Annotated in this window: 17 protein-coding genes; 5 read left to right on the forward strand and 12 right to left on the reverse strand. The window is 44.9% G+C overall.

Annotated elements, in window-relative coordinates; translation table 11 throughout:
- The first annotated feature begins 30 nt into the window (after nt 1–30).
- Together ACXAD6_RS09150 and ACXAD6_RS09155 are read left to right on the forward strand one after the other, a co-directional pair.
- Nucleotides 31–1179: an NAD-dependent epimerase/dehydratase family protein gene (locus ACXAD6_RS09150; protein ID WP_474968609.1), complete on the forward strand. Its 1149-nt coding sequence runs from the start codon at nt 31–33 to the stop codon at nt 1177–1179.
- 13 nt (nt 1180–1192) lie between these two features.
- Nucleotides 1193–2356 (forward strand): glycosyltransferase family 4 protein, encoded by a 1164-nt coding sequence (locus tag ACXAD6_RS09155; protein ID WP_474968610.1) that lies wholly within the window; start codon nt 1193–1195, stop codon nt 2354–2356.
- Nucleotides 2357–3066: 710 nt separating this feature from the next.
- On the opposite strand, the gene ACXAD6_RS09160 is transcribed toward ACXAD6_RS09155, so the two are convergent.
- Entirely contained in the window at nt 3067–3348 is a 282-nt protein-coding gene (locus tag ACXAD6_RS09160; RefSeq protein ID WP_474968611.1) for a hypothetical protein, read from the reverse strand.
- Between the two features lie 550 nt (nt 3349–3898).
- Entirely contained in the window at nt 3899–4747 is an 849-nt protein-coding gene (locus tag ACXAD6_RS09165; protein ID WP_474968612.1) for an aminoglycoside 6-adenylyltransferase, read from the reverse strand.
- 69 nt (nt 4748–4816) lie between these two features.
- Here ACXAD6_RS09165 and ACXAD6_RS09170 point away from each other — a divergent pair, with 69 nt between their 5' ends.
- Nucleotides 4817–5344 carry a hypothetical protein gene (locus ACXAD6_RS09170; protein WP_474968613.1) on the forward strand — a complete coding sequence of 176 codons (528 nt, stop codon included), beginning with the start codon at nt 4817–4819 and terminating at the stop codon, nt 5342–5344.
- On the opposite strand, the gene ACXAD6_RS09175 is transcribed toward ACXAD6_RS09170, so the two are convergent.
- A complete protein-coding gene (locus ACXAD6_RS09175; RefSeq protein WP_474968614.1) occupies nt 5333–6265 on the reverse strand; it encodes an exonuclease domain-containing protein in 933 nt (310 codons plus the stop codon). The genes ACXAD6_RS09170 and ACXAD6_RS09175 overlap by 12 nt on opposite strands.
- 332 nt (nt 6266–6597) lie before the next feature.
- Between ACXAD6_RS09175 and ACXAD6_RS09180 the strand changes: the two genes are divergently transcribed.
- A complete protein-coding gene (locus tag ACXAD6_RS09180; RefSeq protein WP_474968615.1) occupies nt 6598–6942 on the forward strand; it encodes a DUF3889 domain-containing protein in 345 nt (114 codons plus the stop codon).
- Between the two features lie 31 nt (nt 6943–6973).
- On the opposite strand, the gene ACXAD6_RS09185 is transcribed toward ACXAD6_RS09180, so the two are convergent.
- Complete coding sequence (locus tag ACXAD6_RS09185; RefSeq protein WP_474968616.1) at nt 6974–7528, reverse strand: nitroreductase family protein; 555 nt, start codon at nt 7526–7528, stop codon at nt 6974–6976.
- 110 nt (nt 7529–7638) lie between these two features.
- Nucleotides 7639–8226 carry a peptide-methionine (R)-S-oxide reductase MsrB gene (gene msrB / locus ACXAD6_RS09190; protein ID WP_474968617.1) on the reverse strand — a complete coding sequence of 196 codons (588 nt, stop codon included), beginning with the start codon at nt 8224–8226 and terminating at the stop codon, nt 7639–7641.
- A 135-nt stretch (nt 8227–8361) separates the two neighbouring features.
- Here msrB and ACXAD6_RS09195 point away from each other — a divergent pair, with 135 nt between their 5' ends.
- On the forward strand, nt 8362–8841 hold the full coding sequence (locus tag ACXAD6_RS09195) for a YusW family protein (RefSeq protein ID WP_474968618.1): 480 nt from the start codon (nt 8362–8364) through the stop codon (nt 8839–8841).
- A 64-nt stretch (nt 8842–8905) separates the two neighbouring features.
- On the opposite strand, the gene ACXAD6_RS09200 is transcribed toward ACXAD6_RS09195, so the two are convergent.
- The 7 genes from ACXAD6_RS09200 to ACXAD6_RS09230 all read right to left on the reverse strand — a co-directional run bounded on the left by ACXAD6_RS09200 (nt 8906) and on the right by ACXAD6_RS09230 (nt 15544).
- A complete protein-coding gene (locus ACXAD6_RS09200; protein WP_474968619.1) occupies nt 8906–9772 on the reverse strand; it encodes a CvfB family protein in 867 nt (288 codons plus the stop codon).
- A 145-nt stretch (nt 9773–9917) separates the two neighbouring features.
- Nucleotides 9918–10004: a YjcZ family sporulation protein gene (locus tag ACXAD6_RS09205; RefSeq protein ID WP_035531317.1), complete on the reverse strand. Its 87-nt coding sequence runs from the start codon at nt 10002–10004 to the stop codon at nt 9918–9920.
- A gap of 81 nt (nt 10005–10085) precedes the next feature.
- A complete protein-coding gene (locus tag ACXAD6_RS09210) occupies nt 10086–11081 on the reverse strand; it encodes an LLM class flavin-dependent oxidoreductase (RefSeq protein ID WP_474968620.1) in 996 nt (331 codons plus the stop codon).
- A 20-nt stretch (nt 11082–11101) separates the two neighbouring features.
- The gene (locus ACXAD6_RS09215) at nt 11102–11482 is read right to left on the reverse strand and encodes a helix-turn-helix transcriptional regulator (protein ID WP_027954338.1); all 381 of its coding nucleotides are present in this window, start codon (nt 11480–11482) and stop codon (nt 11102–11104) included.
- A 140-nt stretch (nt 11483–11622) separates the two neighbouring features.
- Nucleotides 11623–12618, reverse strand: a complete 996-nt coding sequence (locus ACXAD6_RS09220) for a zinc-dependent alcohol dehydrogenase family protein (protein WP_474968621.1) — start codon at nt 12616–12618, stop codon at nt 11623–11625.
- 118 nt (nt 12619–12736) lie between these two features.
- Entirely contained in the window at nt 12737–13603 is an 867-nt protein-coding gene (locus ACXAD6_RS09225) for a 3D domain-containing protein (protein ID WP_474968622.1), read from the reverse strand.
- Nucleotides 13604–13927: 324 nt separating this feature from the next.
- Nucleotides 13928–15544, reverse strand: a complete 1617-nt coding sequence (locus ACXAD6_RS09230; RefSeq protein WP_474968623.1) for an ABC-F family ATP-binding cassette domain-containing protein — start codon at nt 15542–15544, stop codon at nt 13928–13930.
- Between the last annotated feature and the right edge of the window lie 62 nt (nt 15545–15606).

The following is a 15606-nucleotide window of genomic DNA, read 5'->3' on the forward strand; positions in this document are numbered from 1 at the left end:
AGTATGCAAGATGTAACTAGGAGGTAGATTATGAGAATTATTGTAGCAGGGGGAGATGGTTTCTGCGGATGGCCGACTGCCCTGTACCTATCCAAGCAGGGTCATGATGTAACCATCGTAGACAATTTAGTACGCAGAAAGTATGATGACGAGCTTCGCTCCAATTCAGTAACACCCATTGCCACACTTGAAGAGCGGGTGGCCAAATGGAAAGAAGTATCAGGGAAAGAGATTAAAACCTTTATCGGCGATCTCAACCACTATGATTTCCTGAGTGAAGTTTTCCGTCAGGTGGAGCCTGAGGCGTTCGTTCACTTTGCTGAGCAGCGTTCTGCTCCTTATTCCATGATTGACCGTGAGCATGCGGTGTATACGCAGACGAACAATGTCATGGGGAACTTGAACGTTCTTTATGCCATCAAGGATTTCGCACCGGAATGCCATTTGATCAAACTGGGCACGATGGGCGAATACGGCACACCCAACATTGATATTGAAGAAGGATATATTGAAATTGAACATAAAGGAAGAAAAGACACGCTTCCATACCCTAAGCAGCCGGGCTCTTTCTATCACTTGTCCAAAGTGCATGACAGCCATAACATTACGTTCGCCTGCAAAATCTGGGGTATTCGTGCGACAGATTTAAACCAGGGTATCGTTTATGGTTTACATACCGAAGAAACACGTATGGACCCGGTGCTTGTGAACCGTGTGGACTATGACGGTGTGTTCGGGACGGCTCTGAACCGCTTCATCAATCAGGCAGCAATCGGGCATGATATTACGGTGTATGGTTCAGGCGGACAGACGCGTGCGTTCCTAAACATTGAAGATACCGTGCGCTGTGTGGAAATCGCCGCGGAAAACCCGGCAGATAAAGGGGAATTTCGTGTATTCAACCAGTTTACAGAATGGTTCTCCGTTCAGGAGCTGGCTGAAAGAGTTTATAAGATCGCGAAGGAGGAAGGTCTTCAAACAGAAGTGAAGAAGATTGAAAATCCTCGTATTGAGAATGAAGACCATTATTATAATGCGGTCAATACGAAACTCCGTGACCTTGGTCTGGAGCCTCATCTGCTGACAGACGATGTGATCCGGGATATCCTCCGTACAGCTGTTGAAAACAAAGATCGTATTATCCAGGAGAATGTTCTGCCATCAATTACCTGGAAGTAAGGAGTTTTCCGCTTTGAAAATCGCCATCATTACAGAAACTTTCCTGCCATCAACAGATGGAGTAGTTACAAGACTGAAGGAAGCCATTACGTATCTCCTCAACCAGGATCATGAAGTGGTTGTCATTGCTCCAGATCTTGGTGTGAAGGAATACAAAGGAGCGATTGTTGAAGGGGTTAAAACGACAAAACTGCCTTTTTACAGGTCCAAGGAATTCAGCCTGCCTCAAAAACGGGTGAAGGATCTGCTGCAAAAGCACGATCCTGACCTCGTTCACGTGGTCAACCCAGCCCTCGTCGGGGTTTCTGGTGTGTATTATGCGGATAAGCTGAATTACCCGCTGATTGCTTCATACCACACACACGTGCCGAAATACCTGGACTATTACAGGCTTTATCCATTTAAACCGCTTGTATGGTGGTACTTCAGAAAGCTTCATAACTACGCCCATGTCAACTTATGCACATCACAGGCGATTAAGACGGAGCTGGATGATAAGAATTTCCATAATGTCAGCGTATGGGACAGAGGTGTAGCTGTGGATCATTATCATCCCGGACACCGGACCGAGTCTATGCGCAGCCGTTTATCCAACGGTAAACCAGAAAATAAGCTGCTTGTGTTCGTCGGAAGACTGGCACCTGAGAAAGAAATTCATAAAATCAGGCCGCTGCTGGACGAACGGGAAGACATTTCTCTTGCGATTGTGGGGGATGGTCCTGTCAAAGGAGAACTCGAGGAGGCCTTTAAAGGGACGAATACAGTGTTTACAGGCCTGCTTCATGGAGATGAACTGGCTGAGGCATTTTCTTCTTCAGACGCGCTTATTTTTCCGTCGGTGACCGAAACACTGGGTCTTGTTATATTGGAGGCTATGGCGTCAGGTTTACCCGTCATAGCAGCCAAGAGTGGTCCGACAATGGAGCAGGTGGAAGATGGCCGCACAGGGCTTTTATTTGAAAATGAGAATACCGAAAGCATGATTGAAGCCATCAACCGTTTGGAAGATACCTCTCTTTATGCCGACCTTTGCAGGAATGCCAGGAAGGAAGCTGAAAAACACAGCTGGCAGAAGCCTTCTGAGCAGATCTTGGACTATTACTACAAAACGCTTCGCGTGTACGAGGAAAGTACAGCTCAAACACCAAAAAAATCGAAAGTTAAGGTCACAGAGTAATAACTCTGTGGCTTTTTTATGCAGTTTTAACTCCAATGAAAGGATAATAACGGAATAAGAACATACGTTCTATACCCGAAAAAGAGGCACATTTTACACTTTATCATAATATTCTTACTTATTACTTAGTAGCAACTCCAATAAATAAATAAAAAAAACCATACATAACACGTAACAAATCGGAGGGAGGTCAAACTAGTACAAATTCATATTCAAATCAAGGAGCTGTTTCAATGAAATGGCAGGGAAAATTGGCATCAGGCGCTTATATGAAGGAAACGAATCCGTGTGACATGCAGCAGATTGAGCATTTTCAAATCAAAATACTTAATGAAGATCAATAGATTCATCTAAATGAATATTTGAAAAAACAAAGAAATGATAAAAGTCATGGGTTAACCATCAATGAACATATGCTGGTGCCGTTAAATAGGATGGATGTTCATAGGATTTTGTTGGAAGATGTTACGGCAATTTGAAATTTCATCAATCAACTGAAAGATACTCAATGATCATTATGTGCTGCGATAAAACAGTAACATTTGATTTTTAATTGCATGCGGAATGTCTACAATCCTGTTTCATTTTGTTTTGTCTCAATAACATGAGTAAACTTAATATTTGAGACAGGATTACATGATTTGCACTAGCTTAGTATAATATATATTATGTTAACTAGATAAAAAGTGAAAAATTAAGAGGATCATGAATCATCCCCCTTTTTTATGGTTCACCAATTTTTCAGCCGCCCTTCGGAATTCCGGGTCTTTTCTCAACCATGTCCGATATGTATTTACAAGAATGCCTACTTCTTTGCATGCATCCAATTCAGAAGCATGTTTGCTCAGCTCATGTAAAACGATTTCTTTTCTTTCTTTTACGACCAAACTTGTTTTTAAGTGTTTAAGATCTTGGAGTTCTTTATAATCCATTTCTTCTTTATTGAATTCTGCCAGTTTCCGGTCTATACATAAGTCATGATTTTCATACATCCATCTGCTGAACTCAAATATAGACTTCCGACCACTGACTATGACCCGCACATATGGACCACTGGGCTTCGCATAGCAGCGTATTCCCAGGGCTGCTATACAATCTCGTAATGTATACATGAACGATTCAGACCCTCCAACCATATTCACCTGTTTTTTTGATCATTAATGTTTCCATCACCACCAAAATAACCGCGGACAAAATGATTGAGATATGCTCCAGGTACAAGAGAAAACTTCAATTTCATGGATTTATTGGGGACCATGTTTTAAAGTAATGCTCGTTGACGTGATATTTACGTTTCCAGCTGCCGCGGGGACGCATAGGAACATTCATCTTTTTCAAAATAAGACGAATGGCGGCCGGAGTAATGCCCGCCTCTCCTGCAATCACTGTTGTACTTCCCCATGTTTGTACCGTTCTGCAATTTCTTCATTCGTCAGCCGGCGTCTCCTTGAACTCGATCCATTCAATACCATGATGAGCCTCCTTAGACTAGTTAAGATCATTATACCGAACATTTGTTCCTGTATCCATTTTTCCGCACTTTTACATGCCACACCTTTTTTTCCAACCCTTTAAGTAAGCGTATACATCATTGCTGTTAAAGGATTCAGCTGAGATGCTCAAGGATACTTCGCTTTCGAGTATTTGAAATAACTCAGCGATTGTGAGGAGCGCCTTCCAATTCTCATTGTAATCACTTCCTGTATAGGTGGCCTGATAAGATACCCAAAGTTCTTTAGGAAGAAATCGTTCAAAAAATTTACCGGAACTGCCGACAGAGACTGAAAAATCATGTTTTGAGCCAATGTACCAGCTCATCATTTGGTGCAGCATCCTTCTCACAGGACCCTCCAGCATCGTTTTAGCATAAGGCAGCTGCTTCCGCTCCAAGCCTTTAGCCACATACAGGCTGACCCACCAGAATTCATTGCTGCAGCGATAAACCTCTTCCTGTACAGGTTTCTCAACGATGTAATCGCTGTTGTCTGGAGCAGGAATTTCCGGAAGACACCCATCTTTGTCGAGCAGAACTTCCGTTAAACTCTCGAATGTTTCAGGAAGATCGTGGACGTCAACGAGAGTCAAATCAATTCTTGTCCCATCTGTAAACTGCATCAAATAAGCAAACCGTCCCCTCCTTCCATCCTCATCGTATAAAGGATAATGATCAGGCATCTGTGTGATCAGCCGCTCCCCGAAAACATCAATCCATGTGTGATCTTTCATAAAGGACGAAAAATCAGACACGATATACTGAATGTCGTAATCCTGAAGAGCGTCATGTTCTGCACTCGCATTGACCCTTGATCCATTTAACAGCACCGCTCGTATCCGCTCATCCTGCTCAGCCGTATGTAAAACCAAATCATACATCTCCTGTTCTGTACGCACCTTTAAACCCCTCTCCGATAGTTGTCATTCTTTCATCCATTGCTTACCATAAGAATGAGGTGGTGTATTATGAAAAAAATGTCCGTTTTGATCATTACCATTTTCGTTTTTATTCTCTATCGTCCTAAAAGAGTCCATTCCTGTACATTCGACCCTGCAGAGGTGTTACCAGGAGATGTATTGTTTTCTCCTATTGGTAAACGGGAGTCCAAATATGTAGGCCATGCAGGTATTGTCACGACAGATAAAAAGGTTCTACATTCCATTCCTTCCGGTTTGGTCAAGGATGAACCTGACGTTTACAAAAGAAAGTTCCGCAGAGTTTCTCACTACCGGGCACATGAGGAAGACACAGGCCTGCGTTCTGCTGCGTTTGCTGAATGTTTATACCAGAGATACCCTGAAGCTTTGTATCGTATTCACACCCCCTTAAATGGCCCTGAGGACGTTCAGTACTGCACAAAAATTGTCTGGCAGTCCTATTACGCTGCTGGAGTTAATTTAGGATTTCTGCCTGAAAAAGCCAGAGCCGTCCACCCCCTTTGGTTAAGGGACAGCAAGCATTTATATCCATTAAAGAGGCGTTCAAACCGTTGAACGCCTTACATAATTCAGGAAATCCGCTTCTGATAAAATCTCGATCGATGCTCCCTGGCTTAACAATGTCTCCGCTCTTTCCAATTTGGACGTTTTTTCTCCTGCGGTGTACCGCTCATACGTTTTGGTTCCAACGACCACAAAATTGGTGGCTGCTTCAATATCATAATGAAACACTCCTCCGTGCTGAATCACCTTCTCAACAGCTTCCTCCCTCTTCATATGGGAAAGCCGTCCGGTAAAGGAAACCGAAGCCTTGTACAAAGGATGAGAAGGATCCAATTCTACGGATGCTGCTGTGAAAGAAGAAGCTGATGGCTTCTGTGCTCTCCGCTTTTTATTCAACCGCGCCGGTTCATAACCCCCTTCATACATCATCCCGTTCGTTGTCCCTGATTTATCCACGAGATCTTTAGAGTCGGCCGCTTGCAGCTTTTCTTTTGCCTTCATGAAAATATGAGCCGCTGCTTTTGCATCTTCAAGAGCATGGTGATGGGAAAATGAAAAGCCCAGATGATCCGCTACACGATTCAAATTGTATTTAGGAAGCTGCCACGTCTTCCTTGAAATATTCAATGTACAGTTGTAGGCAAGCATGGGATAAGGAAGGTTGTACTCATCGAGGACGGCTCTTAGAACACCCATGTCAAACTGGGCATTATGAGCGATCAAAAGCTTTCCTTCCACCATGGATTTAATTTCATTTTCCCACAACGTATGAAATTCCTCGGCATCTTTGACATCTTCCTTGGTAATTCCGTGCACGCGTACATTTATGGGAGCAAAATAATTCTTCTTCGGTTTCACCAAACGGTAATATTCCCTGACAAGCCGTCCGTTTTCATACTCCACAAGCCCGATGGAACAAACCGACCCTTTGGATGCATTAGCCGTTTCAAAATCAAGCGCTGTAAAATTCATAACAATCTCCTTTCCCCTTCCTTTCTTTATGATAAAACGCTTCGGATGATTCGTCTAATATAATCCATCCGGACTGCATAGAGAACCCATCATCCGCTTATGATAAGAAGGAAAGGAGTGGCATAAATGACCTTCGATTTCGCACGCCTCCCCTCAGATCAGCTGCAGCAGATCAAACAGCTGGAGGAGAAATACAACATTGTATTGATTGCTTACGATGACAAATACATGAAATAGAAAAAGGTGCCTGATCCTATGGGCACCTTTTGTTTATCCACCCGCATAGATTTGCGGATTCTATAAAAACTAATGAGGATAAAGGAGGGATGATGATGAAGCGTAGAGGAAAACGGACATTTTATAAAGGAGCAGTCTTTCTTATGGCTCTTTTGTTTCTTTCCGTGTCCTTCAACCACGTGTTTGCCCAGCCTGATTATGCCAAATGGGGGAAAGCAGCGGTTGAGGAAACGGATAAGAACTATCCAGATTACGACCTGGTGAATTATGATTATCAGGGGAAAGTGGCCATTGCAGATAACCGGGAGCAGTATACCTTCCTTTTTACTATGGATCAAGCGGGCACAAAAAAGAACGTACGCGTGTATGTCCTGGTCAATCCTGCAGAGGATCAATTGATTGAGATCCAGTTTGAAGACATAGCGTCTTCTTCTCCGTAAAAAAGCACACCTCCTGAGGGGTGTGCTGGATTTATGGTGTATAAAGGGTGAATTTATCGTCTATGGACGTCCTTTTTTTAGGTTCTGGTTTTTCGTCAAAGTACCCCATGTGAATGAAGCCGACAACCTTTTCATCCGGCTGAATCCCAAGCAGTTCATGAACCTCCGGGTCATAGATGTGCGGATTCGTCTTCCAAACCACGCCGAGGTCTCTTTCCCATGCCAGCAGCTGGAAGTTTTGAAGCAGACAGCTGACGGCTCCGAAATTCTCCTCCCACACTTTCTGCCTTGGATCTTCGTCCATCACAACAATTAAGAAAGCAGAAGGCTTGCTAAAATAATCCCTGCGGTCTTCCTTCCGTTCTTCCGGAAACGTGTCGACGAGGGAAGATACAAAAGCCTCTTTCTGCTCAGAAGGTACATAGATGAACCGCCATGGTTCACGCATCCCGTGGGTTGGTGCCCATACGGCATCCTCCAGAAGTTCCTTCACGAGTTCTGTCGGTACAGGTTTATCCAGATAGCCGGTTTTGATGGAGCGTCTTTCTCTAATAACCTCTGCTAATTTTGATTTGGTTTGATTCATGCCTCTCACCCTCATTATCATCATTATTTATGGTAATGATAATCGTTCTCAGTGATGTTGTCAAGGCCGCATTCTTTAAAGTAGAAAAAAGACAGGGATCCCCCCCTGTCTTATGCTTTATCAAAGACCTCTAAGAACTCCCCGTAACCTCTTTCCTCCATTTCATCAACAGGAATGAATTCAAGAGCGGCACTGTTCATGCAGTAGCGGAGCCCGGTCGGTTCAGGTCCATCATTGAACACGTGGCCAACATGGCTGTCTCCCCCTTTACTGCGCACCTCTGTCCGCATGCCGAAAATGCCCGGATCGTCTTTCGTGACTATATTCTCTTCCACCAGCGGCTTTGTAAAACTCGGCCATCCGGTCCCAGATTTGTATTTATCCTGCGAGCTGAACAACGGTTCCTTGGAAACAACATCCACGTAAATGCCTGCCTGCTTGTTGTTCCAGTATGCATTATCGAACGCCTTTTCTGTTCCATCCTGCTGGGTGACTTTGTATTGGATGTCACTCAGTTGATCGTTTAGTTGTGCCTTTGTCCATTCAACAGTGTCCCCGTTATACATTTCAATCGTTTTCGTGCCGGCTGACGCCTTTTTTTCAGGATCGGATGAAGCCCCCGTGTTTTTACTCCATGTGAAAAGGCCGATGCCTGCAACGACGATTATAAGGGAAAGCCAGATCGATAGACTTTTCATAAATCATCCTCCTTTGATCGGATTATTTTTATTTTAACATGCAGCAGGAACGATGAATAAATTTGTGCCTGCTGCATGTGTTATAAACAAGAGACAACTCGGCTATCCTGATTAACAGACAGGAGGTGCAATTCAATGCATACATGGATCTTGCTCATATTTTCTGCCTTCATTCTCCTTACTGCCTGCGGAGAACCTGTCGGCGAAAAGGAAGCAGAGACAGCCGAACTTAACGCCGTAGACAATATATCGTATGAGTTGGCGGATTCGACCGCCGGTGCTTTTTCATTTACTGCCTTTAATCTCGATGTTCACTATCCCGGAGGTGTAACCTACCGCGTGTACTATTCAGCTTATGATCAAGGAGCGCAGGCGGTTGTGTACGAAATGGGCAGAGAAAGAATCTCAGGGACGAAAGCCATGAATCAGTTGACGCCCCTCTTCCGGGAAATGAGTTTTGATGCAGATTCCCCGGATGCCCTTGTCATCAACGACGTCCTGCACATTTTTGGACTGGATACCGGATATGAACACTTTTCGCTGCGTGTCACCTATGCAGACGAGCCGGAGCGGCATTATGAAAGCAGTAAAAAACAGCCCCTGTCAAACCAATGACATAGCGGCTGTTTTGTTTTTTTGTTTAGGATTGGAGTTGCTACGAAGTTCGAAGTGCAGATACTCAGTTATGCTTTATAACGGTGCGTCCGTCTTTCTGCTCAATTTTGTCCTGTTTCATCAGCTGGCCAAGCGCACGTTTGAAAGAAGCCTTGCTGATTTGGAACGTTTCCCGGATTTCATCAGGAGAGCTTTTATCATGAAGCCCCATGACTCCGTCGTTCTCCTCAAGGAATTGGAAAATCATCTCGGCATCTTCAGACATGCTTTCCTGTTTTAACGGTCTTAGAGATAGATTGATTGTACCATCTTCCTTGACGTCGATGACACGGCCCTCAATCGTCTGTCCGAGACGCGGTTCTTCTTTACGCTCATGCGGATGGATAAACCCGCGGTAGCCTTCGCCTGTCAACACAGCTGTACCGGCTTTTATGGCCCGGTAAACCCTTGCTGTCACTTCTTCCTTCAACAATTCCGCAGGGGCCGGCTCAAGATCGTCCATCACTTCCTGCTCGCTGATCGGTTCGCCTGTCAACCGGCCTTTTTTATCCAGTTCCAAACTTATAAATAAGTGATCCCCTTCTGCCGGCCAGACTGATTTAAACAGGGGCAGATGGTCAGAGGACACAAGAATATCCTTATCCGGAAGTCCGATATCAACAAATACCCCTGTGTTTGGAGAAATTTCGACAACTTCGGCCCAGCCGTAGGAGTCACGGGTGATTTCCGGAAGATCTGCCACCGCTGCCGCTTCTCCCTTTTTATTCATATATAAAAAGCATGACAGTTCATCACCAAGTTCAACAGACTCGTCCACTTCTTCATCAGGAAGGAAGTATTCTTCATTTCCTGCCGTCACCTTGAATCCATGGGTCACTTTTTTTGTTAAAACAGCTTTTTTTACTGTTCCTAAATATTGTTGTTTACTCACTTTATTCACCCTTTTTGACAAGTCATGTCGTCCATTATATCCTAGTTTGTCTCATTTTAAAATATCATGGGGAATGGAAGCATAAAAAAAGCACGGGGGAATGGAAGCATAAAAAAAGCACGGGGGAAACCCGCGCTTCTGCTTATTAGCACCACCAGGAAGCTCCGACAATAATAAGGAGAATGAACAATACAACGATCAGCGCAAATCCTCCACCATATCCTTTACTCATACTTATTCCCCCTTTCCCTTTTATATATGAGAAAAAGGAGGAATTGGTATGGGTGAATGACTCATTTTTCTCCCGAAGCCATCACGTACGGAACTGTTCAGCAAGCAGACGGTAGGATTCTTTCTTATCCTCCAAGTCGTAAATATTCGTAATGATGAGGAATTCATCAGTCTGGTATTGCTCTGACAATTCGAGCAGACGCGCCTTCACCTGCTGGGGGGAGCCGATAACCGCACGCCGGCGGTTCTGCTCGATTTTTTTCTTTTCGATTTCAGAATACGTACAGCTTTCCGCCTCTTCTATAGAAGGAACACGGGTCTCGAGTCCTTTTTCAACCCGAAGGAGCCACAAATCCTGACTAAGCGCCAGCTTTTCTGCTTTTTCCTCTGTCTCTGCACAGACAACAAAAATACAAACATTCACATCCGGCTGGTCGAGCGAGGGGGAAGGCTTGAACTTTTCCCGGTAGGCCCGCAGTGCATCCTCACCATTGTCTGGACTGATAAAATGTCCGAGTGTGAATCCGGTGCCATTCACTGCTGCATGACGTGCCCCGCGTTCAGACAAACCGAGAATCCACGTTTCCGGCTGTCCCTCTGTTGAAGGCCTTGCGGTCACACCGTAGTAATCGCTTCCCTTAGGCATGGTCCCGTGCAGAAACTGCTGCAGCTCTTTCACCTGACGCGAAAAGGAGCTGAGCGGCTTTTCCAACCCATCCGTCAAGGCCAGTCGCGTTTTCCGGCCGCCCCCGGGTGAGCGTCCAAGACCAAGGTCGATTCTCCCCGGATAAAAAGCCTCCAGCACTCTGAAATTTTCCGCTACTTTCAACGGACTGTATTGAGGGAGGAGGACTCCCCCGGAACCGACACGCATCCGGCTGGTAGCTGCCGCAATCTGACCGATCAGGATTTCCGGAGAAGATCCGGCCAATCCATTCGTGCTGTGATGTTCGGCCACCCAGTACCGGTAATAACCTAGTTCCTCCGTCCAACGGGCCAGCTCAATGGTGTTTAGCAGCGCCTGTTCGGCAGAATCCCCTTTGGATATAGGGCTTTGATCAAGTACACTCAGTCTCACTTGTTGTCATCCTTTCGGGCTTAACGATACACATCTTTCATAATCTGGTTCAATATCTGAATCTGTTCTTCAAACAACAATTTATACCGCTTCTTTAAAACGTCAAATTCTTCTTTCCCCTGGTCGGTTAAATAATACCAGTAAACCTTCTGACGTTTCTTATCGTGGGATTTATAATCTTCTTTCCGATAGAGTAACCCCTGCTCCGTCATTTCATGTAACGTATCCAGAAGTGTTGAAGGTGCCGGAATCCAGTTCTTCGTCAGTTTTTTAAACTCCTGCTTAAAATGTTCACTGATCATCGGCTGGCGGATTTGTAACAAGTGCATGATGTAAAATTTGGTGAACTGGGCTGCGCTCATATTTAATGCAAAACGCTTCGGGTTGTTTTTATGTGACACGGCGATCCTCCCCTTCCTTATTGAATACTTTCATTCTACAATAAATGATGGTAGATTTGTCCAATCATAAGCACATTTGTTCGCTTGATGATGGTTTTATTTTTCATCTCGGAGTTGCTACTAAGTAATAAGAGAGAATATTATGACATTTGAAAGCCGATTTTACCGAAGTTTTTAGTATCACGGATGTACGTGAAAGCTTCCTCCGCTTGATCCAGCGGGAATATCCTGTCGATTTCCGGACGGATGTTATGGTGTTCGATAAAAGCGATCATCGACCTCAGCTCCTCTGCACTTCCCATCGTAGACCCCAGCAAATTATACTGTCCGTAAAAGAACGCGCGGATATTCAAGGTGACTTCGTCTTCCGTACTGGATCCGAATGTAACAATCGTTCCCCCTTTACGGACAGCACGCAGTGATTTATTGAATGTCGCGGCTCCTATACTCTCAATCAATAGATCGACGCTCTCACCAGCCAATTCTTCACTCCAATCCGATTCGGTCAGGACTGCTTTATCCGCTCCTGCGTCCAACGCCTGTTTGAGCTTCTCCCTGGACCGTGACGTAACGATCACTCTGGCCCCTTCTGCCTTAGCGAATTTGAGCGCATACGTCAGGACGCCTCCGCCGATTCCTGGAAGCATCACGGTGTCTCCTGATTTAAGGTTCCCTCTTGTGAACAAAGCTCTAAAAGCCGTCAATGCAGCCAGCGAAAGGACCCCTGCTTCTTCCATAGTCAAGTGCTTCGGTTTCATCTCCAGATGGTCTTCTGTACATATGTAAGTCTCCGCAAACGTCCCGTGGTCAGGAAAGCCGACGATCTCAAACCCTTCCGGGGGAACATCACTGTTTTTCTGCCAGCCGAGTCCGGGATTGACTATGACTTCATCCCCTTTTTTAAAACGCGTCACATCTCTGCCTGTTTCCTCAACGATCCCTGAGGCATCTGAACCGGGAATGACAGCTGGATCTTCACCTTTATGCCTTTTTGTAACCACTGCAAGATCCCGACGATTCATCCCTGCTGTATGGATGCGCACCTTCACTTCACGGGAGTCCGGCGTTTTCTCCTCCATCATTTTCACCTGAAGACCTTCCAGACCATCTTTTCCTTCATGTACAATCGCTTTCATCATTTGTCTCCTTTCCAACTATAAGATGTCTTAAGTCTATCAATAAGACTTCCTATATAAAAGAAAAAAGACCTTTTCAGAAGGACTGAAAAGGTCTTTTCGTTTGATAATATTGAATTTAGTCCGCAAGTACCTGTACTTTTACAGTCTGGCGTCCGAAATCAAGAGCGTCACCGCGGTCCTGCATATAAAGATCAACACGGTTTCCGTTGATGGCACCGCCGGTATCACCAGCAATGGCTGTTCCGTAGCCTTCCACATATACTTTAGAACCTAATGGAATGACGTTCGGGTCTACAGCAATAACTTTCTGGTTTGGATTCGCATTTAAATCAATACCTGTGGCTGTTACGCCGCTGCAGCCTGTGCAGTTTGCCGTGTAGGCCGTTGCTTCAGCTGTGATTTCCTTAACTACATCATTGCTCGTTCCTTTGTTTGTGTTCGCTTGAACAGCTTCAGTGGACTCAGCAGATGTTTCTTTTGCGGAAGCATTGCTGGAGCTGCTTGATTTCTGGCTGCTCTCACTGGACTTGGCTGTGCTTTCTTTGGCAGGAGCTGTAGATGTCTCCGCAGCTTTCTGTCCGTCAACCTTGAATTGTTCCCCTGGGTAGATGAGAGTGGAAGATAAATTGTTCCAAGCCATCAGCTGATCGACGGAAATATTGAATTTTTGGCTGATCGCGAACAACGTATCTCCGGATTTAACCGTGTACGTGGATGCGTTCGAAGATTTAGTAGTAGAAGTAGATGCTTGATTGTTGTGTGCGTTAGATACGGCTAGTGTTTGACTTGGATAAATTAGATTGGAATTCAGATCGTTCCAAGATTTCAGATTGTTGACAGATACGTTGTATTGTTGAGAGATGCTCCAAAGAGTATCCCCTTTATTGACGGAATATTGTTCAGATTCGTGAGCACTCACAGATGTGGCAAATGCTCCAGTCAAGGCTACGGTTGCTGCAACAGAAAATACAGTTTTTTTCATAGGATAGTGCCTCCCCTTGTTTGTTCGATCACTTTGTATTTTTTGATGTGATCAATTCACAATTACTAGATTACCAGATATTTCGTATAAATGAAGAACAAACAAGCAACAGTTTCGTTGCAAACGTAACATCTATATTTCACTATCATTACAACAGGCAGAAAACCAGCGCCTTTTCGATGATAAAAGCGGAAGATTGACAAAATCCGTCACGCTTCAAGGCACGTTTCAAGGGGATTTAGTCATTCAAAAGGTCGAACAAGGAGGAAATCAAGGGGGAAAAAGAAGAAAAAAAGCCTGTCATTTTGACAGGCTTTTCAGTATTTATGCGTATTGAGCAGCGACCTGCTTTTGAATTTCCGGATCATTCAAATAATCATCATACGTCATTTCCTTGTCTACAAGACCACTTGGCGTCAATTCAATGATGCGGTTGGCGATCGTTTGAATAAACTCATGGTCATGAGAAGCAAAGATGACAGATCCTTTGAAATTGATCAACCCTTTGTTCAAGGCTGTAATGGACTCAAGGTCCAGGTGGTTGGTTGGTTCATCCAGAAGAAGAACGTTTGCACCGGACAGCATCATCTTAGACAGCATGCAGCGGACTTTTTCTCCTCCGGACAAGACGTTCGCTTTCTTCAATGCTTCCTCTCCGGAAAACAGCATACGGCCAAGGAATCCGCGCAGGAACGTTTCTGTTTCATCTTCCGGTGAATACTGGCGGAGCCATTCAACGAGGCTGCGCTCAGAATCGAAGAACTCGGAGTTGTCTTTAGGGAAGTAGCTTTGAGAGGTCGTAACGCCCCATTTATAGCTTCCTTCATCCGGTTCGATCTCACCCATAAGAATCTGGAAAAGCGTGGACTTGGCCACTTCGTTCGCACCTACGAGAGCCACTTTATCATCTTTGTTCAATGTAAAGCTGATGTTGTCCAGCACTTTCACACCATCAATGGTTTTGGACAGGTTTTTAACCGTCAGCAGGTCATTCCCGATTTCCCTGTCCGCCTGGAAGGAAATATACGGATACTTACGGGAGGAAGGCTGGATATCATCCAGGGTGATCTTATCCAATAGTTTCTTCCTGGAAGTTGCCTGTTTGGATTTCGAGGCGTTGGCACTGAAGCGGGCCACGAACTCTTTGAGATCCTTGATTTTTTCTTCCTTCTTCTTATTCTGCTCCTGGGCCAACTTCATTGCAAGCTGGCTGGATTCGTACCAGAAATCATAGTTTCCGACATAGACCTGGATTTTCCCGAAGTCAAGATCGGCGATATGGGTACAGACATTGTTCAGGAAGTGACGGTCGTGGGATACAACGATTACAGTATTTTCAAAATCGATAAGGAAATCCTCAAGCCACTGGATCGCTTTAATATCCAAGTGGTTGGTCGGCTCATCGAGAAGCAGAACATCCGGATTGCCGAACAGCGCCTGGGCAAGAAGGACTTTCACTTTTTCCGAACCGGCAAGCTCACTCATCTGCTTCGTCTGCAGTTCTTCACCGATTCCAAGTCCTTTAAGAAGGCGGGCCGCATCGGAATCCGCTTCCCACCCGTTCATTTCTGCGAATTCACCTTCCAGTTCAGCCGCACGCATGCCGTCTTCCTCGGAAAAATCACCTTTCATATAAATGGCGTCTTTTTCTTTCATGACTTCGTACAGGCGTGTATGGCCCATAATGACCGTTTCAAGCACCTGATATTCATCGTATTCGAAGTGGTTCTGTTTCAAGACCGCCAGACGCTGGTCTTTTTTCAGGCTTACATCTCCGATTTGTGGTTCAATTTCTCCGCTCAAGATTTTAAGGAACGTGGATTTACCTGCTCCGTTTGCCCCGATTAACCCGTAGCAGTTTCCCGGGGTGAATTTTATATTGACGTCTTCGAACAGTTTCTGGTCACCGAATCGAAGCCCTACGTTATTAACTGTTAACATGTCTGAATCCTCCATTGCTTTCGTTTGTAGAACAAGAAAAGTATATCATTCATCCGCTTCAT

The organism is Halobacillus sp. ABH2_015 (assembly GCF_056158945.1).

What these genes read in the sequence shown, in the direction of transcription:
- ACXAD6_RS09150 (WP_474968609.1), top strand. Translation starts at nt 31, where the DNA reads ATGAGAATTATTGTAGCAGGGGGAGATGGTTTCTGCGGATGGCCGACT.
- ACXAD6_RS09160 (WP_474968611.1), bottom strand. Translation starts at nt 3,348, where the DNA reads ATGTATGAAAATCATGACTTATGTATAGACCGGAAACTGGCAGAATTC.
- ACXAD6_RS09170 (WP_474968613.1), top strand. Translation starts at nt 4,817, where the DNA reads ATGAAAAAAATGTCCGTTTTGATCATTACCATTTTCGTTTTTATTCTC.
- ACXAD6_RS09175 (WP_474968614.1), bottom strand. Translation starts at nt 6,265, where the DNA reads ATGAATTTTACAGCGCTTGATTTTGAAACGGCTAATGCATCCAAAGGG.
- ACXAD6_RS09180 (WP_474968615.1), top strand. Translation starts at nt 6,598, where the DNA reads ATGAAGCGTAGAGGAAAACGGACATTTTATAAAGGAGCAGTCTTTCTT.
- ACXAD6_RS09185 (WP_474968616.1), bottom strand. Translation starts at nt 7,528, where the DNA reads ATGAATCAAACCAAATCAAAATTAGCAGAGGTTATTAGAGAAAGACGC.
- msrB (WP_474968617.1), bottom strand. Translation starts at nt 8,226, where the DNA reads ATGAAAAGTCTATCGATCTGGCTTTCCCTTATAATCGTCGTTGCAGGC.
- ACXAD6_RS09195 (WP_474968618.1), top strand. Translation starts at nt 8,362, where the DNA reads ATGCATACATGGATCTTGCTCATATTTTCTGCCTTCATTCTCCTTACT.
- ACXAD6_RS09205 (WP_035531317.1), bottom strand. Translation starts at nt 10,004, where the DNA reads ATGAGTAAAGGATATGGTGGAGGATTTGCGCTGATCGTTGTATTGTTC.
- ACXAD6_RS09220 (WP_474968621.1), bottom strand. Translation starts at nt 12,618, where the DNA reads ATGAAAGCGATTGTACATGAAGGAAAAGATGGTCTGGAAGGTCTTCAG.
- ACXAD6_RS09225 (WP_474968622.1), bottom strand. Translation starts at nt 13,603, where the DNA reads ATGAAAAAAACTGTATTTTCTGTTGCAGCAACCGTAGCCTTGACTGGA.
- ACXAD6_RS09230 (WP_474968623.1), bottom strand. Translation starts at nt 15,544, where the DNA reads ATGTTAACAGTTAATAACGTAGGGCTTCGATTCGGTGACCAGAAACTG.